Source organism: Pseudomonas weihenstephanensis (genome assembly GCF_001043055.1).
Classification (GTDB): Bacteria; Pseudomonadota; Gammaproteobacteria; order Pseudomonadales; family Pseudomonadaceae; genus Aquipseudomonas; species Aquipseudomonas weihenstephanensis.
The window spans coordinates 233,575-258,145 of the sequence record NZ_JYLF01000007.1 but is presented as its reverse complement, the minus strand read 5'-3'; the positions used below and the strand labels follow the sequence as shown (position 1 = coordinate 258,145).

Here is a 24,571-nt window from a genome sequence, read left to right as displayed (position 1 = left end):
CGCCAAGCGCAACAAACTGATGGACAACCTGCTGCGCGAATACACCGGCACCCACTACGAATACGACGAGCGCGGCAACCAGATCCGCCGCTGGCACAACGGCCAACAAAGCCAAATGCGCTGGGACCTGTTCGACCGTCTGGTGCGCTTTGAAGACAGCACACTCAGCGTCGACTACGCCTACGACCCGCTGGGGCGGCGCACCCATAAATACTCCAACGCCCACCACAAGCATCGCCCGGAAGCCGGCTCGCACTGGAACCAAAACGAACAGGCGCGCAAACAACGTGAACTGGGCTGCGGCTTCACCCTGTTCGGTTGGGACGGAGACACCCTGGCCTGGGAAAGCAGCCCGGCCCAGGCCGATGGCACGGCGGGTAAAACAGTCCACTACCTCTACGAACCCGGCACCTTCGTGCCCGTGGCGCAGGCCATGCGTCATCAACCGATCCGCCTGTTGGCGCAGCCGAACTACGAAGCCGCCTACGACATCGACCAGGACCCGCTGTGGACGCACACGGCCCAAGCGCTGCCGATTGACGTGTTGACCTGGTACCAGTGCGACCACTTGGGCACGCCGCAAGAACTGACCGACCCCAACGGCCAAATCGCCTGGAGTGCGCAGTACAAAGCCTGGGGTGAAATAAAAGAACAGTGTTCGGAATGGGCACAGCGTGAGGGGCTGACCAACCCGATCAGATTTCAGGGCCAGTACCACGATCACGAAACAGGGCTGCACTACAATCGCTATCGGTACTATGATCCCCGGGTTGGGCGGTTTATCAGCAAAGACCCGATCAGCTATGCGGGTGGGTTGAATCTGTATGCGTATGCGCCGAATCCTACGGGGTGGGTTGATCCGCTTGGATTATCTAGTTGCCCATGCAAAATTGGGGCTAAAGGTGAAGGAGGCACTGAGAGCAATGCTGAAAAAATTGTTACAATCAGCAAAAGCCGCTTTCCTGAGTCGGCACAACACATCGAGGATGCTGTTGGTGCAGGTAAGACAGGGACTCTGACCATTGATCGTGCGAACGCGGCATCCCGTAGGCGTGACTCTTTGCGCGGTATTGAAACCAAGTCAGGCTTTGATCGTGATGAGTACCCACCTGCAATGTTCAAAGAAGGAGGAAAAGGCTCCTCTGTGAGACATATCAATCCCAGCGACAACCGTGGTGCCGGTGCTTGTATTGGCGCTCAATGTAGAGTGCTTCCAAACGGAACGAATGTTCGAATAGACGTGGTGGATTAGAATATGACCAGCTTAGACAGATTACTATTGATCTCAAGTTTGCCATTGTGCGAGCATACTCCTGAAATATTTGGGCAGACACGCAAGTTAGCAGGCAAATTAGCAGGCGAGCTTTTAGGGATGCTACTCAAATGCAATGGTTTTTATGCATTTGAAAGTTCCTTGCATGTATTTCCAACACATTCAGACCAGTTGGAAATTGGCATTTCTGACTGGAATGATAATGCACTATGGCGCAGCGCCTATAAAGGATTGGCAGATGAATGTTTGTTTTTTGCAGAAGACGCTTTTGGTGGGCAGTTTTGCATTAAAGACAATAGTGTTTTTACCTTTGACCCGGAAACAGGCGAGCTAGAATATTTGGCTAATGATATTGAGGGCTGGGCACGAATACTCCTTAGTGATTACGAGATTCTTACGGGTTTGGTATTGGCACATCAATGGCAAAAGAATAATGGACAGATTCCAGTGGGTAAACGTTTGTTGCCGAAGGTACCATTCGTACTCGGTGGAGAATACTCGCTAAGTAATCTATATCTGTCCGACTCCGTAAGGGGGATGAAGATTAGGGCTGATATCGCCCATCAAATTAAAAACCTACCAGATGGCGCTCAAGTTAAATTCGAGATTGAAGGATAATCATATTAATCTGGAAGCTAAGTTGTAACATGATGCGAAAAATTTAATAACAGACCAAGGGCTCACTGAGATCAGCGCCTTTGAATTCAGTTTGGATTTCTCATGTCATGAAAGCATTAAACTTTAGTCATTTTAATAGCCCCATAACTTGCTAGCATGCGCGCGCAGAAATCTTGCGGCATTGCAAAAGGATTGCAGGCTAAGTCGCTTGACGTCTTAGCTTTATACTAATCTATGCTTCTCCCCACAGGAGCTGACCAATCAAAAAATAATGTATGGCACCTACAGTGTAAAACTGTGTGGAAAGTGCGGGAGAAAAGTTCGGAATGGGCGCAGCGCGAAGGGCTGAAAAATCCGATCAGATTTCAGGGCCAGTACCACGATCACGAAACAAGGCTGCACTACAACCGCTATCGGCACTATGATCCCCGGGTTGGGCGGTTTATCAGCAAAGACCCAATTGGATATGCTGGTGGTGTGAACCTCTTCCAATACGCCTCAAACAGCACAGGCTGGATTGATCCTTTAGGCTTGGCACGAAAATGCCAATTAGGCACCTACGGGAGTCTTACGGGAAAGACGAATACCGGTGATGCCCTGGATGCTCATGAATTTGTGCGCAATGAAGCACTGGAGCAAATGGGGTTGACACCCGAAGGGGTTCGCAATAAATCTAACCCATCAATTGCTATCCCTCGCGGTATGCATACAGATGGCCACCGAAATGAAAATGCTTTGGCAGCTTTGCATCTCAATGTTGGCCGCGACGAGTTCCAATTTGGACCAAATGGACTACCTCCAAACGTCAAATGGACGTATGGCAAGGTGCACTAAGGACCTCAGGCTTACCCGCATCACGTGCTAGAGAACTACGCAAAGAAGCTGAAAATTTCCTTACTTCTTGCCCATGCCCCTGCAAATAACGGAGTGCAGAAGATGTTTAATGAATTAGTTTTTATCGATGGAACTCCAAGTAGCTCTGAACCCTACCTTGGAGGCGACCCTTATCTGCCAACTGCTATAGCTTGGCCTAAAGGCTCAGAAGGTGGGCCATTACTACACCTTGCCACCTTTCCAGCAGCGTTCATCAACAAATATACAAACTTCAATCTAGACTCACAGTTGGTCATTTCAATTTTTACGCCTTACTCAAAAACTTCTGACGCCTACATTGAAACCATCATGACCGAAGGAGGCAAAGTGATTGCTTATAAGCCTTCCGTGCTACAAATGGGTGCCTATGCAGACCCTATTACCCCTTCAAAAAAAATAACAGTCTTTGAAAATCCCAATGAAGATAGCAATGAGAATGGCATTGCTAAAATAGGAGGAATTCCAGCATGGATTCAAGATGATGAGAACTTAAAAACCCTGGATTACGCTCTCCAAATAAACAGCTCACGCTTAAATAAAGCAGCCCCCTACCACAAAGGCATACTCGTCGGCGGCATAGGTTATTTGATGCTTAAAAAAAATATCCCTTGCCAAGATATCGACGCGGGGAAATTCTTGATTCAAACAAGTTAGATTTTAAACAACATGAACATTCTTAACTTTTTTCCACTGACGTCGTGCCCCCACAATGAAAAACATCATCCGCCTAGGCGACTCCACCACCCACGGGGGTGTCGTGCTTGAAGCTTTTTCCCGGACTGACCTCAACGGTAAACCGATTGCCGGTGTTGGTCATAACGTCAGTTGCCCGTTGTGCAAAGGGGGTTTTCCCATTGCCGAGGGCAGCGCGACTTACTCCGTTGACGGCATTGCCGTTGCACTCGACGGAATGAAGACGGCTTGTGGCGCGGCGCTAATAGCCAGTGACCCTAAAGGTGCAGTCAACCGTTGAACCGCAAAACCGTTCTTTAAAAACTGAGCCGGTATAGATTGATATTCACTGTTGGCAAAACAGCCAACAAAGCCAAATGCGCTGGGACTTGTTCGACCGTCTGGTGCGCTTTGAAGACAGCACACTCAGCGTTGACTACGCCTACGACCCGCTGGGGCGGCGCATCCATAAATACTCCAACGCCCACCACAAGCATCGACCGGAAGCCGGCTCGCACTGGAACCAAAACGAACAGGCGCGTAAACAACGCGAACTGGGTTGCGGCTTCACCCTGTTTGGCTGGGACGGCGACACCCTGGCCTGGGAAAGCAGCCCGGCCCAGGCCGATGGCACGGCGAGTAAAACAGTCCACTACCTCTACGAACCCGGCACCTTCGTGCCTGTGGCGCAGGCCATGCGGCATCAACCGATCCGCCTGTTGGCGCAGCCGAACTACGAAGGCGCCTACGACATCGACCAAGATCCGCTGTGGACGCACACCCCGCAAGCGCTGCCGATAGACGTGTTGGCCTGGTACCAATGCGACCACTTGGGCACACCGCAAGAACTGACCGACCCCAACGGCCAACTCGCCTGGAGCGCGCAGTACAAAGCGTGGGGTGAAATAAAAGAACAGTGTTCGGAATGGGCACATCGTGAGGGGCTGACTAACCCGATCAGATTTCAGGGCCAGTACCACGATCGCGAAACAGGGCTGCACTACAACCGCTATCGGTACTATGATCCCCGGGTTGGGCGGTTTATCAGCAAAGACCCGATCAGCTATGCGGGTGGGTTGAATCTTTATGCGTATGCGCCTAATCCTACGGGGTGGGTAGATCCGTTAGGCCTATGGAAAGGGCAGCCAAGAAATACCAACGGGACCTTCAGTAAAGGTGCAAATCCTGAAAAACCGTGCCCTCCTGTCGCTGACCCGACCAAAAAGGTGCATGGCAATAGTTTGGACAGTGATGCGCCGGCTATTGGGTACACGCTGAGGGATCAGAAAACAAATGAGGTCATGAAGTATGGCGAAACCACAAAAGGAAAAAAACGTTACCCTGAATCGTACATCGACAAAAACAAAGTTGACTTTACCCAGGAAGCAAGTGGTACAAAGCGCGAAATGCACGTTTGGCAACACGAGCGGATATTAGAATACAAAGCTAATCATGAAGGGAAGCGCCCCCCATTAAACAAAAATGACTATTAGTGGTGAATTATGAAACTTTCTATGTCTGCTGAAAAAGAAGCTGCAATTGGAACTGCCGAACATATTGCGAGAAACAAAATAAAACCAGCCCTTGACAAAGCGCTTGAAGGATTACAACTTGAGTTTGACTTAGAGCGATGGAGCTACATCTCCATCATAATGCCTAAAGAGTTCTCAGCAGATTATCCCGAAGTGGCAAAATTTCATAAAAAAACGAAAGTATTAGAATTTCGTATCGCCATACCATTCGAGGACTTTTTGAATGCTGACGAGAAAGGTCAAATATCTCTTATATTAGACGCCATTGAAAAAACTATAGATATGATGAGCAAGTTCAAAGTGCCCATTAAGGATAGGGATGCGTTAAGGAATGCAGTAGTTGAATCAAGAGCCAGACTGTCATCCTCGACCAACAACTAAAAGTTAGGCATGCAAATAAATTCATAAGGGACTTATATAGCTTCAGAGTATTTACTCTCAATGAAAGACATCATCCGCCTAGGCGACTCCACCACCCACGGGGGTGTCGTGCTTGAAGCTTTTTCCCGGACTGACCTCAACGGTAAACCGATTGCCGGTGTTGGTCATAACGTCAGTTGCCCGTTGTGCAAAGGGGTTTTTCCCATTGCCGAGGGCAGTGCGGCTTACTCCGTTGACGGCATTGCCGTTGCACTCGATGGAATGAAAACAGCGTGTGGTGCCGCACTGATTGCCAGCGGCCCTAAAGGCGCAGTCAACCGTTGAACCGCAACACCGTTCTTTAAAAACTGAGCCGGTATGGATTGATATTTACTGTTGGCAAAACGGCCAATAAGGCCAAATGCGCTGGGACTTGTTCGACCGACTGGTGCGCTTTGAAGACAACACACTCAGCGTCGACTACGCCTACGACCCGCTGGGGCGGCGCATCCATAAATACTCCAACGCCCACCACAAGCATCGCCCGGAAGCCGGCTCGCACTGGAACCAAAACGAACAGGCGCGCAAACAACGTGAACTGGGTTGCGGCTTCACCCTCTTCGGTTGGGACGGCGACACCCTGGCCTGGGAAAGCAGCCCGGCCCAGACCGATGGCGCGGCGGGACGCACGGTCCACTACCTCTACGAACCCGGCACCTTCGTGCCCGTGGCTCAGGCCATGCGTCATCAACCGATCCGCCTGTTGGCGCAGCCGAACTACGAAGGCGCCTACGATATAGACCAAGATCCGCTGTGGACGCACACCCCGCAAGCGCTGCCGATAGACGTGTTGGCCTGGTACCAGTGCGACCACTTGGGCACGCCGCAAGAACTGACCGACCCCAACGGCCAACTCGCCTGGAGTGCGCAGTACAAAGCGTGGGGTGAAGTGCGGGAACAGCGTTCGGAATGGGCGCAGCGTGAGGGGCTGACCAACCCGATCAGATTTCAGGGCCAGTACCACGATCATGAAACAGGGCTGCATTACAACCGTTATCGGTACTATGATCCCCGGGTTGGGCGGTTTATCAGCAAGGACCCGATCAGTTATGCGGGTGGGTTGAATCTGTATGCGTATGCGCCTAATCCGGTTGGGTGGGTTGATCCGTTAGGGTTGGCGAAGTGCTGCGACCCATGCGGTATAACAACTCACTCTAACCAGCCCTCGCCTAGACCTACAGGGCTCGAATCCCACCATATTATTCAAGACGCATGGGCTAAGGCTAACGTGTCTGGCTATTCACGGGGAAGTGCGCCAGCAATTCTACTGCCACGATCTCCTGAACACTCAACAGTTACCGTTTTACAAAACGCACGAAGGGATGCAAGGGTCAGAAATGAAGAGCCTAAATGGGGTAGCTCAATGAACGAGGAGTTCAACAACTCCTATCGAGATCTTGGGGCTGCTGGTGTCAGCGAGAAATGTAGGCGCAAAGCAATCAAGCAGGCATACAAATATTTTCATGGTGACTAAATGAATATTGCACAATGCATATCGTTAATTTCGTCCACTTGGCATGGATGTCAAGGGGTATCAGCTGATGTCTTTAATAAAATTGAGCCACAGATACAGTTGCAGCTTCCTTCTGACTACAAGGAATTCATGTGTTGGTCAAATGGTGGAGAGGGTGTCTTCCCCGCCATTCAATTATCACTTTGGCCAGCAGAGGACCTAGTGCTTTTAAATAGTAATTATCAGATCAATCAATATCTCGGAGATCACGTGCTAGGCATAGGATCGGATGGTGGACCAATTTGTTTTCTTTTGGACTACCGACTAGGAAAAAAACCCAAATTGTCGAGCGTAAACTTTGGAGACCTAGATCCAGAAGAAATAAAACAAATAGCTCCGTCATTTACCTCAGCTATTGAATATGCAATCACAGGAGAACTGGTTGATGATGATTTATAAATTAACTCTGATATAGAGCGCGTAGATAATGAAAGACATCATCCGCCTAGGCGACTCCACCACCCATGGGGGTGTCGTGCTTGAAGCTTTTTCCCGGACTGACCTCAACGGTAAACCGATTGCCGGTGTGGGTCATAACGTCAGTTGCCCGTTATGCAAAGGGGTTTTTCCCATTGCCGAGGGCAGCGCGACTTACTCCGTTGACGGCATTGCCGTTGCACTCGATGGTATGAAGACGGCTTGTGGCGCGGCGCTAATAGCCAGTGGCCCTAAAGGCGCTGTTAGCAGTTGATTGTGCCTTCGCTTCACACCAGAAAGAGCTCTGTACACCTGCCTTAAATCCGTTTAATGCAGGTGTGCTTTCACCTGCCCGGGCACTCCCGGAACCGGTCAGGATTCGTCCTGCAAGTTCAAACTTGCATCAACTTTAATGGATTAAACATGAACCTCAAGTTTTCAACCCTGTTGCTGGCAGCTTCCGTTTCTTTGTGTTCTGTCGTTCACGCGGCTCCCGCACCTGCTGCGGGCATGCCCGATGCTGCAACCCTGAAGCAAATCTATGACACCAGCCGCTCGATGTCGGGCTTGATTTCGTACTGTGTCGAGCAAGGTGTATTGAAAAAAGAAAGCCAGGCTGACGCCGGAAAAATGGTGGATTACGTCACTAACATGCCGGCTACGTTCGATAAAAGCGCGGGGGACGCGATGGAAAAAACCGGCCGCCAGGGCATGATCCAGGGCAATGATGGCACACTTGTGAATATCAAGGATGCCCCGCAAGGCCTTGAAACCTGGTGCAAAGGCGCCGATGAAGGCATGCGCCAAGGTTTGAAATCCATGCAGCCATAAACAGTACGAGCGCTCATTAAGACGTTTGTACAGGATGCTTCGTTTCGATAGCCCATGAATGCTGAGGGCTGTCGGACTCGGTAATGATCATCCGGATATAACGCATTACAAGTGCCCATTCACTTATTGATATGTGAGTGGGCATTGGCTTACCCCTGTAAGGATTTTTTGTCATGGAAAGAATATTCAGTGCCCGCCTGGCACCTTTGGCGTTTTCGTTATCAGCCTTATTTCTGGCGGGATGTAATGAAGATACCGCCCCCAAAACTGATACAGCCCAGCCTGCTGCTCTCGCCTCGATGGTCATTCCAGTCTGTGTCAATGATGAATGTCTGGTACTGGATCAAAACGGTACGATGTTGGTCAACGGCGATAATACGTATGCCGTGACATTGTCCATACCGCTGACTAACACGTTTATCTTTGCCGAAGATGGTCAATGGAATCTCGCCAATGCCAATGGCTCTCAGATCATTAAACCCAACTTCACGGATGGCCTGCGTTTGCTGACACCGGGTTATTTCGGTTTCGAACGTGATGGCAAGTTTGGCGTGATGGATCAGCAAGGTAATGAAGTTCAAGCGCCTGCTTATGATGAAATCTATTCAGGAGGTGACCTGCCGCCTGGCATGGGTCAGTACATCGTCTACGGGATCGACGAAAAGTTCGGCCTGCTTAGCGCTGATGGGCATGTTGTCACTGAGCCGCTCTTCGACTCTCTAACAACAGACAAAGACATCGCGCTGGCCGGCGGCTGGATTCTTGCCGAACGTGACGCTCAGAATTGGGTGATTAACCTCCAGACGGGGGAAACCAAACAGGTCGGCTTCGATAAGTTCGTTGAATATGCCAACGACCATTTCGTGGTCTCGCTCGGTAGCAAGAAGGGCTTGGCAGACGCGTCAAAGAAGCTGTTGACCGATCTCAAATATTACTGGATGGGCGTACCTGGCAATGGTTTGGTTGCGTTCAAGGAAAACTACGACAGCCCCTGTGGCTATCTGGATTTTCAGGGCAAGGTCGCCATTGCTCCGGCCTATGCAGAATGTGAGGTTTTTGGTCAGAAAGGCGCAATGGTTAAGCCCATGACTGCTGACGGCGACAGGGGTAAATTCAGTTTTATCGCACGCACCGGGCAAGCACTGACTGAGCCGACGTTCGACTGGGCCGGACCTGCAGTGCATGCCCCGATGGGCATGTTCAAGAATGCCCCTGGCTATACCCAGACCGGTACGCTGCAAAATATGTTCGTGGCTTATTACGGCATTTTTGACACCGACAAGGGTATTGAACTGCTCAAGCCCGAATACGTGCAGGTAGGGGTTTTGACGCCTGATCTGTTTGTGTTTGCAAAGCCCGATTCGCCTACCAAAACCGTCACGTTTCTGGGCTCCGCCAATCAACAGCCCACGCTGGGCGTGATGAATGCCAGCGGCAAGGTGCTGATTGAACCCGGCCAGTATCTGAACATTACGCTGGACAAAAGTGGCCGTTTTATCCGCGCCATGACCGAATCAACCCGCCAAACAAACACTGCGCTCTACGACCTGAAGGGCAAGCTCCTGGTGCCAGCGCAGTGGCAAGAAGTGGTTATAGATGAAGCGCGCGGCGCGCTATTCGCTTACGCGCTGGAAGGTACGCCAAACGATGAAACCCGCAGCCTGCGAGCCTTGTATAGCCTCAACGGTACGCCAAGTTTTCAGACCCGCACGGTTGGCTGCGATGTGCAGCAAGTGATTGACGGCAGCGGCAAAGTAGTGTGGCCCACCGACCCGGAAAATTTCTGCGGCGAGCCAGAAGATGACGAGGCGGCTGACACCCAATAACCAGGTAACCATCAAGCCGCCCTTGCTTGCTGCGCAATGGCGGCGTTGCTGTGACGCACAAACGCGGTTGAATCAATTCGCATGGGCAGGCATGCCTTGGCGCGAGTTACCGGCCTTGAACCCGACGCCTGCGTGATAGCCCTACGCTCGTGATGACAAGGGGGCATTGCGGCCTTGAAAGCATAAGGCGCTCGCAAGAGTATCCTCGCGCGACGCCTCTGTGAGGCGTTGCTGAAAGCTTGGACATTGGTCATGGCTGGCCGATGGGCACGCGGCAGCACGACGCAGCTGATCACGCACCACGCTGACTTTATCTAATAACCGGTCCAGCTCATCAGCCTTGCGGGTGAGCTGTTGCCGGTCTAATGTCACCCGGCCATTTTCTCCCAGCATGGGAGCAATTTCATCCACTGAGAACGTCAGCGATTGCGCGAGTGTGATCACTGCGAGACGGTCCAGCACGTCTGCGTTGAACACGCGACTCAAGCCGCGTCGGCCTATTGAACGGATCAATCCTTTTTCTTCGTAGTAGCGCAAGGTCGATGCGGGCACCCCGCTGCGCTTTACGACTTCACCAATGCCCAACTCTTTCATGCTTGACCTCAAGTCGACTTGAACCTGCACACTCGCCTTTCAATTAACCCAAACGTCTGCCCGACAAGGGGAACCTGACATGAGCAGTGCTGAAATGATCGCCAGGATAGTAGGGATTGGCTTGGGGGCCACCCTGTTTATGGACCTCGTGGCCTGGCTGCGCAAGCGTCTTTTTAATGTGCAATCACTCGATTACGCACTCCTAGGCCGATGGTTAGGCCATATGGTTTCGGGCACGTTCAGCCATCCCTCAATTAACAGCGCCCGCCCCACGCGGCATGAGCGCCTGATTGGCTGGGGCTTTCATTACCTGACCGGCGTTGTCTTTGCGGGGTTGCTGGTGGCGGCCGTCGGTAAAGATTGGCTCTATCAGCCCACGTTGGTTCCCGCCGTGCTTGCAGGCTTGCTTAGCGTTGCGCTGCCGTGGGTGATTATGCAGCCCGCGTTTGGCATGGGCATCGCGGCTGCAAACACTCCCAATCCGCGCCTGGCACGCCAAAAAAGCCTGCTCACGCACCTGACCTTTGGCCTTGGCTTATATGTGGCGGGCTGGCTGCTGGTTTAGTGGCAGGACACTTTCCACAACTGGTCCAGCCGAGTGGTGTAACTCTGACTCATCAGGTCTCGGCGCATGCCCCAGTCTGGATGACTCGGCACACTGGCCGCCCGCAGCGTCCCCCTGCCCCAGCGGTTGTTGATCTGGTCAAGGACGGCCATCACCTTGCTGGCTTCGGCGGGCTGGTTAAGGGCAAACAGGTCATCGGAAAACTCGCCCGGTTGGCGCAAGTCGAGCAGCATGACTTCGGCCTTGCTGTATTTGAACCCGGGCTGAAAAACATGCTCCACCGCCTCGACGGCGGTTTTAGTGAGCAGGCGCACGTCATCGGTCGGGTATGGCAACGTCACCACCACCCCTTTGGCGTATTTGGCCTCGTCGGGGTTGAACATCCCGGTACGAATGCTGACGCGAACCTTACGGCAATAAGACTTCTGTTCCCGCAGCTTTTGCGAAGCACGCATCATGTACGTCGCGACCGCTTCTTTGATCGGCGCTATGTCGCTCAAACGTTTGCCAAACATTCGGCTGCAACAGATTTCCTGTTTCGGCGGGTCGGGTTGATCCAGCTCCAGGCACGGCGTGCCCGCCAATTCACGGGCGGTTTTTTCGATCACCACGCTGAATTTTTTACGCAGCATCCAGGGGTCGGCTTTCGCCAAATGCATGGCCTTGGTAATGCCCATGCCTTCCAGATGCACGCTCATGCGCCGCCCAATCCCCCAAACATCCGAAACGGGTGTATTGCGCAACGCCCAGTCACGCGAAATATCCGGGCACAGATTGACCACCCCACCCGTTTGCTCCTGCAAACGTTTAGCTGTGTGGTTGGCCAGCTTGGCCAACGTTTTGGTCGCCGCGATACCGACACCGACCGGGATACCGGTGCATTGCAAGATACGTGCTCGCAATTGCCGACTTACCTCGGTGACATCTGTAATACCGGTCATGTCCGCGAACGCCTCATCAATGCTGTACACCTCGACGGCAGGCACTTGAGCCTCGATCAGGCTCATCACCCGCTCACTCATGTCGCCGTACAACGCATAGTTCGAGGAGAACGCCCGGATACCGTGCTGCTCCAGGCACTGTTTGATCTGAAAATAGGGCGCGCCCATTTTGATAAACGGTTTGGCGTCATAGCTACGGGCAATCACACAGCCATCGTTATTGCTCAACACCACAATCGGGACCTTGGCCAAGTCCGGGCGAAACACGCGCTCGCAACTGGCATAGAAGCTGTTGCAGTCGATCAGGGCGAACACCGGCTTGGGGTCAGTGACCATGAGTGCGCACCGTATGGGTGATCACACCCCAAATCGAAAGCTCATCGCCCTCCATGATGTAGCGGTTGGGGTATTTAGGGTTTTCAGAGATCAGGATGAGCGTGTTGCCCTTCTTCGACAGCCGTTTGCAGATCGGGTCGTTATTGAGCAGCGCCACCACCACATGCCCGTGGCCCGCCTCAATCGCGCGGTCGACCACGGCCAGGTCACCTGAAAAAATCCCCGCATCCTGCATGCTGTCGCCCTCAATGGTGACGAGATAGACATGGGCCGCGCGGAGATTGAGCGCTTGATCGAGGGAGATGTGCTTCTCGATATGGTCCGCTGCCGGTGACGGAAAACCGGCAGGCACCTTGAACGAACACAACGGTCGGCGAACACCACCTTCAGCCAGAGGACCCAACACCGTGAAACCCATGACGCACGCCTTATCTGATAACTGTATAGACATACAGTAAACTTCGGCAAGCGTTGCAGGTCAATTTATCTGTAGGAAATTTCGACGAGAGGCGCGGTACCAAGTGTCATGACCTGCCGGGCTTAGCGGTGCAGTCATTCGGGGAGTATGAACATAAAACGATATTAAATTATCGTTTTACAATCATTTATTGCTGTTTTATCCTTCGTACCATACGCAGCCTGTGACCTCACACACGTCATGCGCAGAGCCCTTACCCACACAGAAGGATTTTTGAATGAATACCGACCGCTTGGCGAAATACAGCAACATGCTGGCTACTGCGACCTTGATATTGATTGCCTTAATGCTGCTCTCCAATATCGCCTATTGGCTGTTTCCCCAGGTCATGAACGTTTATGGTCCGGGCTTTAACCTGACGGCCCTGACAGACAGCCTCGATGCAAAGACTCAATACATGCCATGGTGGCAAGTTGCAGGTGGAATCATATTGTCCAGTATTCCGTTGCTGATTCTGGCCAAGGGCCTGGTTGCCCTGAGTGCTTTGTTCAAGCTCTACGCCGAGGGTGAATACTTCGCACCAGAATCTGCGCAATTACTGGGTAAAGTCGGGAAAAGTGTCGGGCTGTGGGTACTGATCAGCTTCGTGCTGGGCCCCGTATTAAGCGTCTGGATCACCTTTATGCGTCCGCAAGGGGAGCGCTTGTTTACCATAAGCTTTGGCCCCTCGGATCTGGTTGCCTTGTTCCTGGCAGCCAGTGTCATGATCGTTGCCCGCAGCTTGCACCGCGCATGTGTGTTGGCGCGTGAAAATCAGCAGTTTGTTTAAGAGGTAAGCATGCCCATCGAAATCAAGCTGGACGTGATGCTGGCCATGCGCAAGGTAAAGTCCAAAGACTTGGCACAGATCATCGGCATCACCGAACAAAACCTCTCGCTCCTCAAACAAGGAAAGGTCAAAGGTATAAGGCTGGCGACACTGGAGGCCATTTGTGCAGCACTGGACTGCCAGCCGGGTGACCTGCTGCACTATCGGGCTGATGAAGAGAGTTGATACGCAACATTGCCGATCACTGCGCTGCCCGCTCGCTGCCTAGGCCAGCAAGCGGGTAACCGCGCTTTGCGCTTGCACCCTTGACGGCTTCCATCCGGCCGTCCTGGCGAATTATCAACCTAAAACCTCATCCAACTAGAATTTCATTCTAATTAGCAATCCAAATATCGAATAAAAAGCAAAAACAAACACGCTATGCATCGGTATCATTTTTCGACACTCTCAGCCAAGACTGACGACCATGCACGATGCCACCACTCACTATCTCCATTGCGGCAGAGACTCCCAAGCCTACAGCGGTTTGATCAATACCCCCGTGTTTAGGGGCTCAACCATACTGGCCAAAGATTTCAGCAGTTGGGAGGCCAGCAAAAAAGATGGCAACCCATACGCCCACTACGGCCGCTTCGGCACACCGACAACCCGCGCCTTCGAAGACGCCATCGCCGAACTGGAAGGTGGCCACTCAAGCCTGGTATTCCCCTCAGGCCTGGCCGCTTGCGTACATGCCCTGCTCGCCTTCGTGAGTGCCGGTGATCATGTGCTGATCACCGATAATATTTACGGCCCGACACGTAACTTTGTCAGCACGGTACTGACGCGCCTTGGCGTAGCGGTGGAGTTCTTTGCGCCCAGCGCAGGTGCGAACATTGCGCGGCAACTGCGAGCCAATACCCGCGTGGTATTCACCGAATCGCCTGGTTCGCTGACGTTTGAGGTGTGCGACCTGCCGGCTATTTGCCAGGCGGCCCACAGCGTGGGCGCCTTTGTGCTGCTCGACAATACGTGGGCCTCGCCGCTCTATTTCAAACCGTTCGAACACGGCGTAGATGTGTCGATACAGGCTGCAACCAAATACATCGTCGGTCATTCGGATGCCTTGCTAGGAGTCGCTACGGCCAACGAACGGGCATGGTCCCTGTTAAAAGCCGGCGCCCATGACTTTGGCCAAACCGCCAGCCCGGATGACCTGTTTCTGGCGCTGAGAGGCCTGCGTACCCTGCCCGTACGGTTGCAACGGCATTGGAGCAACGGCGTCGAATTGGCCAGCAGCCTGGCACACCATCCGTTGATCACCCGCATCATGCACCCCGCGCTGCCTGGCGACCCCGGCTATGACCTGTGGAAGCGCGACTTTCTGGGTGCCAGTGGGCTGTTCGGCATTGAGGTCAATACACAAGACCCGGTGGTATTGGCCCGCTTGTTCGATAACTTAAAACTGTTTGGCATCGGGCTTTCATGGGGCGGCTTTGAAAGCCTGGTCGTGCCCGTAGGGCAGCCTCAGCGCAATCATTGCACCCCGGCGCAGGGCTATCTGATCCGTGTGCATGCGGGGCTGGAGCACATCAATGATTTGCAGCACGACTTCCATCGTGCGCTGGACATCGCGCTCAACAAGCCCTGTGTGGCAGTCGCCTGAGGCTGATCGATGGAACCGTCAGGGGGCATAGCGCAGTGGCAGGCTCGTCGAGTACTTGATCTGCTCCATCGAGAAACTCGAGCTGATGTCCGACAGGCCCGGTATACGAATCAACTGTTTGTAGACCGCGTCATAGGCGGCGACATCAGGCACTGCCACGCGCAACAGGTAGTCGGTATCACCGGCCATGCGGTACACCTCCAGCACTTCTTCGATCGCAGACACCGAGGCATGAAAACTGTCAAGCCAGTCCGGGTTGTGCTGGGTGGTCTTGATTGACACGAACACGATCACCCCCACGTTCAGTTTTTTACCGTCCAACAACGCAACGCGGCCACGAATAATGCCCGCCTCTTCGAGTTTCTGGATCCGGCGCCAGCAGGCCGTGGTACCCAGCCCGATTTTTTCGGCGATATCACCTACCGCACGCGTGCAGTCAGTTTGCAAGATTTGCAGAATTGCCTTATCCAGCTTGTCCATGAAAAGTTGAGGCCTTATGCGCAGGGAGATGAAGAACAGCCCGTGGAAAGCTCGGTATAGTCCGACACTCCACCCGCAGACGCTACCGGACTTTTCAGCGCCTGGTATCAATCAGGCCACTTGAAGTACCCGCCAATAACCGTCGCAGACAGTTGCAGCAGCGCCTCATCGGGTTTTTAGGGCATTCAGACGTCTGTACACTGGCCCACCTCCCCCGGAAAAGAGTTCCCCATGACTACCCCTGATCTGACCTTTATCCCTGATCCTGACCCCGCTTCCATTTCGTCTGATGTCGCCTGTTTTGCGGGCGTACTGGTGTCTACCCAGATCCCGACACATGCCGATGGCAGCCTCGAACTGGGCGGTATCACCGAACAGAGCGAATGCACGCTACAGGCGCTAAAAGTTGCACTGGAGCGTGCAGGCAGTTCAATGGAGCGCGTCATGCACCTGACCATTTACCTTACCGATATGGCTGACCGGGCTGCTTTCAATGAGGTGTACAAGCGTTTCTTCAGCCAACCTTGGCCCGTTCGCGCAGCGGTGGGCGTGGCCTCCCTGGCAGTCGCAGGCATGCGCGTTGAAGTGACCGCAATGGCCGCCAAAGGCTGATGGTGTAACTCAGCGCACGGGCATGGCTTTCTGGCCGCTCTGATAGCAGATGCCTCATCAAGCCGAGGACATTTAAGGTCAGGAAAGAAAAAACGCCCAGCAGTGAATTTTTTCGTGTCTCCATGTATCTGATCCCCAAGAGCGAGTGCCATCACTGCGATGGCATTCAGCGCGCGCAAAACGGGTCTACCCTTCATACGACTGGGTCAGCGGTTTGGAACGGACAGAACAGATAGAAGAGGGACACGCATGATATCTCGCAAGAAAAAGGCCAAGCCCATCGGGTTGAAAGACATCACCATTGTCGACGACACCAAGATGCGCAAGGCAATCACCGCTGCGGCATTGGGCAACGCAATGGAGTGGTTTGACTTCGGCGTCTACGGTTTTGTCGCCTATGTCTTGGGCAAAGTCTTCTTTCCCACTGCGTCCCCCAGCGTACAAATGATCGCCGCATTGGCGACCTTCTCGGTGCCCTTCTTGATCCGGCCTTTGGGCGGACTGTTCTTCGGCGTACTGGGCGATAAGTACGGTCGGCAAAAAGTCCTGGCCGCGACCATCGTCATCATGTCGCTCAGCACCTTCGCCATTGGCTTGATCCCCTCTTACAACTCGATTGGCATCTGGGCGCCGATCCTGCTGTTGCTGGCGAAGATGGCCCAAGGCTTTTCTGTGGGCGGTGAATACACCGGTGCTTCAATCTTCGTGGCCGAATATGCCCCCGACCGTAAACGCGGCTTTCTCGGCAGTTGGCTGGACTTCGGCTCCATCGCAGGCTTCGTGTTCGGCGCAGGCGTGGTGGTGCTGATTTCCACCGTGCTGGGGGAAGAAAAGTTCCTTGAGTGGGGCTGGCGCGTGCCGTTTTTCCTAGCGTTGCCATTGGGCATGATCGGCCTGTATTTACGTCACGCCCTGGAAGAAACACCGGCCTTCCAGCAGCATCTCGAAAAACTGGAGCAAGGTGACCGTGAAGGGCTGGCCGCAGGCCCCAAGGTGTCGTTCAAAGAGGTGGCCACCAAGCACTGGCGTAGTTTGATGACGTGTGTCGGCGTGGTCGCCGTAACCAACGTGACCTACTACATGCTGCTGACCTACATGCCGAGCTACTTGTCACACAACCTGCACTACAGTGAAAACCACGGTGTGCTGATCATCATTGCGATTATGGTCGGCATGCTGTTCGTGCAGCCCCTGATCGGCTTTGTGAGTGACAAGATTGGTCGTCGCCCGTTCATCATCAGTGGCAGCGTGGGGCTGTTTTTCCTGGCTGTACCCGCGTTCATCCTGATCAACAGTGGCAAGCTGGGATTGATCTTCGCCGGGTTACTGATGCTGGCCGTGCTGCTCAACTTCTTTATCGGCGTAATGGCCTCCACACTGCCTGCGATGTTCCCCACGCACATTCGCTACAGCGCACTGGCCAGCGCCTTCAACATCTCGGTGCTGATCGCAGGCTTGACCCCGACTGCCGTGGCTTGGCTGGTAGAAAGCACCAACGATCTGTACATGCCTGCTTATTACCTGATGGTGATCGCCGTGGTCGGCCTGGTAACGGGCATCACCATGAAAGAAACCGCTAACAAACCGCTACGCGGCGCCGCGCCAGCAGCCTCTGATATTGAGGAAGCACGCGAGTTGCTCCAGGAGCATCACGACAACATCGAGCAGAAAATCGAAGACATCGACGCGGAAATCGCCGATCTGGAAGCCAAGCGCAAAAACCTGGCACAGCAGCATCCGCGCATCGAAGAGTGATGTGAGGCGAACCCGAGAGCCACGCACGCTGTGTCATGTGAATGAACAGCGTGCTGTTATTACGCTTTAGGTTCACTTGAGCAAGTCAGTGATCCACCGCATGTATTGCTCTGTTTCCTGGATTTTTTCACGGGGGACTGCCTCGCGCGCCAGGCTCAAGCTGGTCAGGGTCTTGTGTTTTTGTTGTTGCATGCGCTGCCACTTGGCCAGAAACAGCGGGCTGCGCGCTTGCATGAGCAACGGCCCGAAGTACAACTCCTCAGCAGAGTAAGTCACCGGCCCGCTGCGCTCGGCGACGATTATCTCGTAAAAAAAACGGTTCTCGCGCAGCAGCTCCTCGCAGAGGATGCGGTAGCCGTTTTCCATCAGCCATTGGCGCAGAGGCTGTTCACCGCCATTGGGCTGCAAGATCAAACGCTCCTCACCGCTGAGTATTGCCTTGCCGTGTTCGAGGATATCGCGGATCGTCTCGCCCCCCATTCCGCAGACAGTGACGACAGTGATGGCGTCTTGGGCTTCGATCGCTGCCAGACCATTGGCCAGGCGCACAGTGATGTGTTCACTCAGGCCATTTTCACGCACGGTGCGGGTGGCCGCATGGAACGGCGTCAGCGCCACCTCGCCTGCTACGGCTGCCACGATGGCGCCGCGCCGCATCAAGGCCACAGGCAGATACGCGTGATCGGAACCTATGTCCCCCAAACGCCCGCCCGCCGGGACGTGCGCCGCCACACGCTCCAGGCGCACGGACAATGTGTGTTCATTCAAACGATGCTTCCTTTTGACCACGACTGCCCGATACCTCGGGCATTTATCAGTGGGCGGCATGATGCGTGGAGAGGCTTACAGGGTAAAGCGGTGAAACGCGTTGAAGTCAGGCTTGAATGCCTAATCAGCGTGTTCGCCTTGAAGCCGGGGATAGACGTCAAGCGCTTCGGCCTCGGTGAGTGTCGAAAACCAGAGCGCCGATTCCCCTTCGGCACACGCGAACGGGTAATTGATCGCACGCCCCATCTCACGGCCTACCGGATATACGATGACCGTGTGCGGATCCTGCGCGTGTTGCATGAGGCGCAAAACTGGCCGCCGATCCTGCCGACCCACTGAACCTCTCATAAAAACTCACATACTTCTTCCCTCGTATCCCGTCAGCGATTGCTACGCTTTATCACGACAGCACGGCCTGCAGCGCCGTGCAACGTTCTCTCCGACAATCGAGTCCCCATGAACACTTATTTTCGCCTGCTCTGCCTGTTGTTGATGACACTTCCCCTCGGCGCTCAGGCCCATGAGCCCGAATCCTTGACTCTGGTTACCCTTGCGGACGGCAACCGGGGCACCAAGAATACGGTGGATTTAGGGGGGACTGGTTCCACACAGGGCGATCTGTTTGTGTTTGACCAGCCCCTGATGAATGAAGATCAACAGGATATCGGCAGCAACAGTGGTTACTGCGTTAATACACAACCTAGCGTTCACAGCCAGTGTCAGTGGACACTGCTGTTCCATGACGCAACAGGCAACGTCGAAGGCACTCTAGTGGTGGCCGGACAAGAGCACGAGGTCGGCACATCAGTGGTGGCGGTCATCGGCAGCACCGGGAAATATGCCGGGTTTACGGGTGAAATGAGCTCGCAACCCAACGGCAATGGCACTTTCACCCAAACATTGAAGTTGTCCCGACCAATCCCCTGAAAACCGCAACGGCGCGAACTCCGCCAGGATTACTTCAACCACCTTGCACTCTGAAGCACCTGACCATCCTTGCTACACGGTCGGTGGATTCCAGCCCATCGCTGGAACCCACTGGCTGTGACAAACCTGGATTGGTTATTGCGTTAAGACCAAGACCGACGTCAAATTTGTAGGACGCAACTGTCAGACATTAACGCCGCAAGCGGTCATCCCGCTCCTGATTTCTGCCGACCCATTGTGAGGGCAGATTGACGTTCCTAGACTCCGCTCGCCGAAGGGCAAAAACCACACTCCAAAACGAATCGTTCAGTCTCTCTAAGAGAAAAGAGGCTGCAACCGCTCACGTCCAAGGAATCACTCTCATGACAACGATCTCCCGAGTCGCTTTTCTGCTACTACTCACCAGCGCTTTGGCAGCGTGTGCCAGTAACCCCAACGTATTGCAACTCCACAAAGTTACCGCCGAAACGATCGGGCTTGCCTCTACCGATGAGTTGACCATGGGACCCGTGACCAAAGGCAAGGAGGACTTCCTCGGCGGTGCCGAACTGACCTTCAAGGCCACCACAGCCAAGGGACGCGTGTTCAACTGCTCAACCTTCATGACACCGGGCATCCTTCTGGAACCGCCGAAGTACTCAAGGCTAACTTGCACGAAGTAAGCTCGACTCTGCTGACCCTGACCGGCAGCACCTCGGCCATCGATAGCGCAACGCTCATCCGGCCTGCTTGGCCTACCGCGTGGCAATAGTCCGCTACTGGCTGCGTTGCACGCCTTACGGTTGCAAGGTCAGAGCCTCGATCAAGGTTCGGCACTACGTCCTGGATGCGTTGCTAAGCCCTGCCAATCCAGCCGCACAAGGCGGGGGGGTGACCGCACTAGCAATCAAGTGCACGAAAACGCCCTGATCAGCTTCAAGATCGCCAATGTGATCGGTCATGCAGGTGCATTGCCCTTCAGTCGTTTGACCAGCCAGCTCGGCTACAACTGTGCCGGGGCCGCTACGCCGTTCATGCCGTATCTGCTGATCATTCAATGCGGTAGACAACGTCCCCGAATACCGTGACCGGTCTGTAGCCCCTGGTAACCCATGCCCGTGAGGGCGTTGTCGAGCGTGTTCTCGACGATGCTCTTGAGGGTGCTGACACAATGAGGAGATAGGTACCGATTCCAGCCCGTGGGGCTCCACCAACAAACCGCAGTGCTTTTTACCCCCAATCCATGTACTTGAAAATGTACTTAAATTTCGTGGCTGTTGTTGGTTTTCAGTGGATAGTACTGGAACGAAAGAAGACGCCGAAGCGTCTATTTTCAATGACCTACAGACTTCCTTGGAACTCGGTAGGTCAACAATTTGGAGCGGGAAACGAGACGCTTGCTATCCATCTATCCCTTTGAAAACGTTGAAGTTTTAGTGGGCTCGTCGCTTTCGATGGATAAGAATAAGGACTACTTCTTTGGGCATAGCAACCCCGCGGTGAGAACATTGTTCCACGCGCTGCTTCAGAGCGCCAACAAGGTTCCGCAATCGAACCCGCCCACGAACCATCCACCCTCATTGATTACCTATCGCCACGATCTGGCGCCACTGCAGGTCAATGATCGCACGCAACGCATGCCCCCCGTCCTACTGAGCGGCCCTACCCCATCGGAGCCACTTCTGTCCCGGGTGTCAGCCATGTCCGAGATCTCCGTGCGGCATCGCCGACAGTGGCTTCTGAAAAGCACGCGAAGGGCGAGAAAGGCCAGGCGACGGTCGGTCAAATGCGTTATCTAGTGACCAGTACCGGCGCGTTCGGCTCAGGCATGCGCGCATACAGGTGCACACCTGTCTCACCGTTGAAGCTGAAGAGGAACACCGGCATGTCGATCATGAATCAGCCCCCAGGGATCGTCACATTGGCGCAATTAAGCATCATCCCGGTTTGAAACAGCATGGAGATTACGTCCTGCGCATCAGATGCAATCTGCGTATACACCTCGGCATGAGATCTCTGGCTCACCATGTATTCAAACATCTCCGGCAGCAGCACAAAGGCGGCCACCCGGAACTGCCGTAGCTTGTACGCAGCCGCGTGCCAACACTTGCCTCTCCGGACACATAGGCACTCACTTCATTCTGCTAAGGCACGCATGGTCCATTTGCTGCCACCGTCGTCCCACCACAGGGGAATGACGACTGCGCCGCCATGCTCTTCCTTCAAAAAAACAACAAGCTCGGGGATTCGTTCAGCCAGTTCCACGGTAAAGATCATGCAGAGCGCGATGCGTTTAGATGAACGCACACCCCCAGACTTATCTCCACCACCGCCATCAGGGTGGATCCACGGCGCCTCCAACGCGACGACCGGGAACGGCAAGCGCGCCATATTGATATGGACTTGGCGCAAGTCGTTCATATCAATCAGATCAGCATGGTTTGGCAGAATAAACTTCACACTTTCTTGCAGCAGTGACACGACGGTCATGAAAGCACTGTGGATCCCCGGCATGTCCTTCCTGATCGTAAGGGCCGACTGCTTGAATTGCTCCAGTGCATGCGCGGAATAGTGCAACGATTTAACCGACTCCATCACCCGCTCCTGAATCGGATCAAATAAAAAGCAAATAAAAATATGCCTTATCTATCAGTCACCTCCTACAAACAGAGAAGCAATTTAGTGCCACGCGTGGCTCAAACAAACTTACAGACGCCGCAACTCCCCTCAACTGTCATACGAGCAAAATTTCTCACACCCTGAAGCTTAATTCGCTGCCTGCTTCGAATAGGCAGCCTCATAAGCAAGGGCTGCGGCCTCTGCCTTCTGACGATATTCAAACAATGCCGCTTCCGCAACTTCATCCAGGCCTACCACTTCACCGGATGAAGCCGGCTCAGCTAGACGATACGGATCGTCTATTGGAATCTGGCACTCCGCCTCCACTTCATCAGGCCAACGCGGGCGGCGGCATGTGATTTGGGAAATCCAGCGGAAGAATGCCCAAGGCACTGTCAGCAACATAAATAGAGGTGAGTGCCCGCTTGCTCCCCCGACCTGAATAGTTATGCAGTTTCGCCAGGTAGGCTCCGTTGAAATAACCAATGCCAACGGTGGAAATGGCAAGGCTGCGGGAGACTCTTCCATATAACGACGGATCATTTCCCAATGCTGAAGTATCTCCGCTCGTGTTGATGCAAAATGCCCAACGGCGAAAGTGTCACGCACGATGCCATCAGCGTCCAAAACATGGCAACGCAGGTCGAAGCTTATATCTGAGCCATCTCGCGAGCGGCCAACAAACCAATAAACCTTATCCCAGTCTAGGTCTAATACGCCGCCTTCACCATTGTGACGGAATACGTAAACCTTGCGATTTATTCGGTTGAAGCGGATCGGATAATGGGTATAACAGAAAAAATCCCTCAAAAGAGCAAAATAAAAAACAGCCATGCTAAATCCGCCCAACACACTCACTGCCACCCAAGCCGCCACTACCTGCGACTCAGCCCTAACATTTGAAAATCCATATAAATCAAAACCAAAAAACAAAGAAAACCCTAAAAAAACACATGCAATAGGAACACCTCCCATAGCCGCCCAACCACGCAAGTAAAAATAACGATCGACATACTCCACAAACACACCATTCATCCGAAGCAGCCCTTTATCTATAGGGGGAAGGGCTTCAATAACAACTTTCCGACTGAGACGCGACCTTATTTCATACTCCCTTAACAGACAATTTTTTTTATATCGTGTCAACCAACCATCAAATACCCGAGAACACTCCCTCATATTATTTTACTCCAACCTCAATACCCAACATTGCATTCCACTCAATTTCTTGCGCCTCAAGAGACAAAAAACTACCATGACTTGCATGGCCAAAGCGTGCTCTATCTCGCCACTTTTCTATTTTATTATCATGCAACAAGCTAATTAGCCACTCACCAAGCAATGAAACCCCAGCCAAAACCAAAATAACTATAAACCCAACCCCTGCAGACATAACACCCAACAGCAAAGCCAATGCAACGACACCACCAACCACACCGGTAAAAGCACGCAAGTAAAAAATTGGCATATCATTTTTCTCATAGGCCTCAGCAGCTGCCATTAAATCCACTATTGCAGTAAGCATACTTCCTACAACACTAAACATTTTCCCAACAAATTTTAAAATAGCGAATCGTGCCGATATTTTTTCACCCATAAGATTCCATGTTCGCGCCAACCGTAACTGGCCGGATGGATACTTGGCCCAAATATTACCCACTAGCTCCGCACCTGCCCCCACTAAACCAAACGCCGCCGCCGTCAAGTTGACACTGGATTTAGCTGTATATCCCTACTTATCCACCAACTGCACCGCCATATACGCATTCCATCCATCCAGTATCCCGCCCACCACGCCTACACCGACATCCATCTTGGCCAACCTCGGCAAGTTCGCATGCCGTTGCGCGATCACCCTGCGTAATTCGTCCTGGCTCATCAGCAACGGTGTGTTGCTGTTCAGTTTGCCGCGACTGTCGACACTCAAGGCTTTGCCTACATCTGCGGCGTACATCAGGGGCCAGCTGAATACCTTTTTCTGCCGCGCATTTCTCGCCCCCGTGTCAGTCCAGGCCACATCGCTGAAGCCCAACCACACAGCACCGGCACGAATGGCGTCAGGGATCATCACGCAACGCGACGCCGCCGACTTCGCCATGCGCGAACAAGGGCGGGCGCCTGAGAGATT

General features: G+C 53.4%; 31 protein-coding genes and 1 pseudogene. 23 read left to right on the top strand and 9 right to left on the bottom strand.

The window, feature by feature from the left end:
* From TU86_RS17355 to TU86_RS17305, 13 genes and pseudogenes are all read left to right on the top strand, one after another.
* Window positions 1-1,252, top strand: a 1,252-nt coding sequence (locus tag TU86_RS17355; RefSeq protein ID WP_048365536.1) for an RHS repeat-associated core domain-containing protein, incomplete at its 5' end; no start/stop codon positions are given.
* A 3-nt stretch (window positions 1,253-1,255) separates the two neighbouring features.
* Window positions 1,256-1,891, top strand: a complete 636-nt coding sequence (locus tag TU86_RS17350) for an SMI1/KNR4 family protein (RefSeq protein ID WP_048365535.1) — start codon at window positions 1,256-1,258, stop codon at window positions 1,889-1,891.
* A 345-nt stretch (window positions 1,892-2,236) separates the two neighbouring features.
* A pseudogene (locus TU86_RS23350) lies at window positions 2,237-2,428 on the top strand (RHS repeat-associated core domain-containing protein); the annotation flags it as partial.
* A 399-nt stretch (window positions 2,429-2,827) separates the two neighbouring features.
* Window positions 2,828-3,418 carry a DUF1963 domain-containing protein gene (locus TU86_RS23170; protein ID WP_193387787.1) on the top strand — a complete coding sequence of 197 codons (591 nt, stop codon included), beginning with the start codon at window positions 2,828-2,830 and terminating at the stop codon, window positions 3,416-3,418.
* A 55-nt stretch (window positions 3,419-3,473) separates the two neighbouring features.
* Complete coding sequence (locus TU86_RS17340; protein WP_048365534.1) at window positions 3,474-3,737, top strand: PAAR domain-containing protein; 264 nt, start codon at window positions 3,474-3,476, stop codon at window positions 3,735-3,737.
* A 76-nt stretch (window positions 3,738-3,813) separates the two neighbouring features.
* Entirely contained in the window at window positions 3,814-4,929 is a 1,116-nt protein-coding gene (locus tag TU86_RS17335) for an RHS repeat domain-containing protein (RefSeq protein WP_048365533.1), read from the top strand.
* Between the two features lie 21 nt (window positions 4,930-4,950).
* Window positions 4,951-5,349, top strand: coding sequence for an Imm44 family immunity protein (locus tag TU86_RS17330; RefSeq protein WP_053076053.1), 399 nt, complete (start codon window positions 4,951-4,953; stop codon window positions 5,347-5,349).
* A 60-nt stretch (window positions 5,350-5,409) separates the two neighbouring features.
* On the top strand, window positions 5,410-5,673 hold the full coding sequence (locus TU86_RS17325; protein WP_048365532.1) for a PAAR domain-containing protein: 264 nt from the start codon (window positions 5,410-5,412) through the stop codon (window positions 5,671-5,673).
* 76 nt (window positions 5,674-5,749) lie between these two features.
* On the top strand, window positions 5,750-6,862 hold the full coding sequence (locus tag TU86_RS17320; RefSeq protein WP_048365531.1) for an RHS repeat-associated core domain-containing protein: 1,113 nt from the start codon (window positions 5,750-5,752) through the stop codon (window positions 6,860-6,862).
* Window positions 6,863-7,300 (top strand): SMI1/KNR4 family protein, encoded by a 438-nt coding sequence (locus tag TU86_RS22575; protein ID WP_082152910.1) that lies wholly within the window; start codon window positions 6,863-6,865, stop codon window positions 7,298-7,300. It abuts the gene before it with no gap.
* A 28-nt stretch (window positions 7,301-7,328) separates the two neighbouring features.
* Window positions 7,329-7,592: a PAAR domain-containing protein gene (locus TU86_RS17315; protein ID WP_048365530.1), complete on the top strand. Its 264-nt coding sequence runs from the start codon at window positions 7,329-7,331 to the stop codon at window positions 7,590-7,592.
* Window positions 7,593-7,741: 149 nt separating this feature from the next.
* A complete protein-coding gene (locus tag TU86_RS17310) occupies window positions 7,742-8,149 on the top strand; it encodes a hypothetical protein (RefSeq protein WP_048365529.1) in 408 nt (135 codons plus the stop codon).
* Between the two features lie 173 nt (window positions 8,150-8,322).
* Window positions 8,323-9,975: a WG repeat-containing protein gene (locus TU86_RS17305; RefSeq protein ID WP_048365528.1), complete on the top strand. Its 1,653-nt coding sequence runs from the start codon at window positions 8,323-8,325 to the stop codon at window positions 9,973-9,975.
* Window positions 9,976-10,116: 141 nt separating this feature from the next.
* Here TU86_RS17305 and TU86_RS17300 read toward each other — a convergent pair whose 3' ends face one another.
* A complete protein-coding gene (locus TU86_RS17300) occupies window positions 10,117-10,569 on the bottom strand; it encodes a helix-turn-helix domain-containing protein (RefSeq protein WP_048365527.1) in 453 nt (150 codons plus the stop codon).
* 79 nt (window positions 10,570-10,648) lie between these two features.
* Between TU86_RS17300 and TU86_RS17295 the strand changes: the two genes are divergently transcribed.
* The gene (locus tag TU86_RS17295; protein WP_048365526.1) at window positions 10,649-11,134 is read left to right on the top strand and encodes a DUF2938 domain-containing protein; all 486 of its coding nucleotides are present in this window, start codon (window positions 10,649-10,651) and stop codon (window positions 11,132-11,134) included.
* On the opposite strand, the gene umuC is transcribed toward TU86_RS17295, so the two are convergent.
* Entirely contained in the window at window positions 11,131-12,411 is a 1,281-nt protein-coding gene (gene umuC / locus TU86_RS17290; protein ID WP_048365525.1) for a translesion error-prone DNA polymerase V subunit UmuC, read from the bottom strand. The genes TU86_RS17295 and umuC overlap by 4 nt on opposite strands.
* The gene (locus TU86_RS17285) at window positions 12,401-12,829 is read right to left on the bottom strand and encodes a LexA family protein (RefSeq protein WP_048365524.1); all 429 of its coding nucleotides are present in this window, start codon (window positions 12,827-12,829) and stop codon (window positions 12,401-12,403) included. The genes umuC and TU86_RS17285 overlap by 11 nt, the downstream gene beginning before the upstream one ends.
* 277 nt (window positions 12,830-13,106) lie before the next feature.
* On the opposite strand from TU86_RS17285, the gene TU86_RS17280 reads away from it, so the two are divergent.
* The 3 genes from TU86_RS17280 to metC all read left to right on the top strand — a co-directional run bounded on the left by TU86_RS17280 (window position 13,107) and on the right by metC (window position 15,303).
* Window positions 13,107-13,658 carry a DUF2975 domain-containing protein gene (locus TU86_RS17280; protein ID WP_048365523.1) on the top strand — a complete coding sequence of 184 codons (552 nt, stop codon included), beginning with the start codon at window positions 13,107-13,109 and terminating at the stop codon, window positions 13,656-13,658.
* A 9-nt stretch (window positions 13,659-13,667) separates the two neighbouring features.
* Window positions 13,668-13,883, top strand: coding sequence for a helix-turn-helix domain-containing protein (locus TU86_RS17275; RefSeq protein WP_048365522.1), 216 nt, complete (start codon window positions 13,668-13,670; stop codon window positions 13,881-13,883).
* A 241-nt stretch (window positions 13,884-14,124) separates the two neighbouring features.
* Entirely contained in the window at window positions 14,125-15,303 is a 1,179-nt protein-coding gene (gene metC / locus TU86_RS17270) for a cystathionine beta-lyase (protein WP_048365521.1), read from the top strand.
* Window positions 15,304-15,321: 18 nt separating this feature from the next.
* On the opposite strand, the gene TU86_RS17265 is transcribed toward metC, so the two are convergent.
* Window positions 15,322-15,783 carry an Lrp/AsnC family transcriptional regulator gene (locus tag TU86_RS17265; protein ID WP_048365520.1) on the bottom strand — a complete coding sequence of 154 codons (462 nt, stop codon included), beginning with the start codon at window positions 15,781-15,783 and terminating at the stop codon, window positions 15,322-15,324.
* A 231-nt stretch (window positions 15,784-16,014) separates the two neighbouring features.
* Between TU86_RS17265 and TU86_RS17260 the strand changes: the two genes are divergently transcribed.
* Window positions 16,015-16,395, top strand: coding sequence for a RidA family protein (locus TU86_RS17260; protein ID WP_048365519.1), 381 nt, complete (start codon window positions 16,015-16,017; stop codon window positions 16,393-16,395).
* A 249-nt stretch (window positions 16,396-16,644) separates the two neighbouring features.
* Window positions 16,645-18,150, top strand: coding sequence for a glycine betaine/L-proline transporter ProP (gene proP, locus TU86_RS17255; protein ID WP_048365518.1), 1,506 nt, complete (start codon window positions 16,645-16,647; stop codon window positions 18,148-18,150).
* A gap of 72 nt (window positions 18,151-18,222) precedes the next feature.
* Here proP and TU86_RS17250 read toward each other — a convergent pair whose 3' ends face one another.
* On the bottom strand, window positions 18,223-18,918 hold the full coding sequence (locus TU86_RS17250; protein ID WP_048365517.1) for a tRNA (adenine(22)-N(1))-methyltransferase: 696 nt from the start codon (window positions 18,916-18,918) through the stop codon (window positions 18,223-18,225).
* A gap of 90 nt (window positions 18,919-19,008) precedes the next feature.
* Between TU86_RS17250 and TU86_RS22945 the strand changes: the two genes are divergently transcribed.
* The 4 genes from TU86_RS22945 (at window position 19,009) to TU86_RS22940 (ending at window position 20,912) form a co-directional block, all read left to right on the top strand.
* A complete protein-coding gene (locus TU86_RS22945) occupies window positions 19,009-19,257 on the top strand; it encodes a type II toxin-antitoxin system RelE/ParE family toxin (protein ID WP_193387786.1) in 249 nt (82 codons plus the stop codon).
* 117 nt (window positions 19,258-19,374) lie between these two features.
* A complete protein-coding gene (locus tag TU86_RS17240; protein ID WP_048365515.1) occupies window positions 19,375-19,845 on the top strand; it encodes a hypothetical protein in 471 nt (156 codons plus the stop codon).
* Window positions 19,846-20,207: 362 nt separating this feature from the next.
* A complete protein-coding gene (locus TU86_RS17235; RefSeq protein WP_048365514.1) occupies window positions 20,208-20,507 on the top strand; it encodes a hypothetical protein in 300 nt (99 codons plus the stop codon).
* Window positions 20,508-20,735: 228 nt separating this feature from the next.
* Window positions 20,736-20,912 (top strand): hypothetical protein, encoded by a 177-nt coding sequence (locus TU86_RS22940; protein WP_157395922.1) that lies wholly within the window; start codon window positions 20,736-20,738, stop codon window positions 20,910-20,912.
* A 1,048-nt stretch (window positions 20,913-21,960) separates the two neighbouring features.
* On the opposite strand, the gene TU86_RS17225 is transcribed toward TU86_RS22940, so the two are convergent.
* The 4 genes from TU86_RS17225 to TU86_RS17210 all read right to left on the bottom strand — a co-directional run bounded on the left by TU86_RS17225 (window position 21,961) and on the right by TU86_RS17210 (window position 24,541).
* On the bottom strand, window positions 21,961-22,419 hold the full coding sequence (locus TU86_RS17225; RefSeq protein WP_053076052.1) for a hypothetical protein: 459 nt from the start codon (window positions 22,417-22,419) through the stop codon (window positions 21,961-21,963).
* Between the two features lie 171 nt (window positions 22,420-22,590).
* Entirely contained in the window at window positions 22,591-23,478 is an 888-nt protein-coding gene (locus TU86_RS17220; protein WP_157395921.1) for a DUF6708 domain-containing protein, read from the bottom strand.
* Window positions 23,479-23,623: 145 nt separating this feature from the next.
* Window positions 23,624-24,103, bottom strand: coding sequence for a hypothetical protein (locus tag TU86_RS17215; RefSeq protein WP_157395920.1), 480 nt, complete (start codon window positions 24,101-24,103; stop codon window positions 23,624-23,626).
* A 72-nt stretch (window positions 24,104-24,175) separates the two neighbouring features.
* Entirely contained in the window at window positions 24,176-24,541 is a 366-nt protein-coding gene (locus TU86_RS17210; protein WP_157395919.1) for a hypothetical protein, read from the bottom strand.
* Window positions 24,542-24,571: the final 30 nt, after the last annotated feature.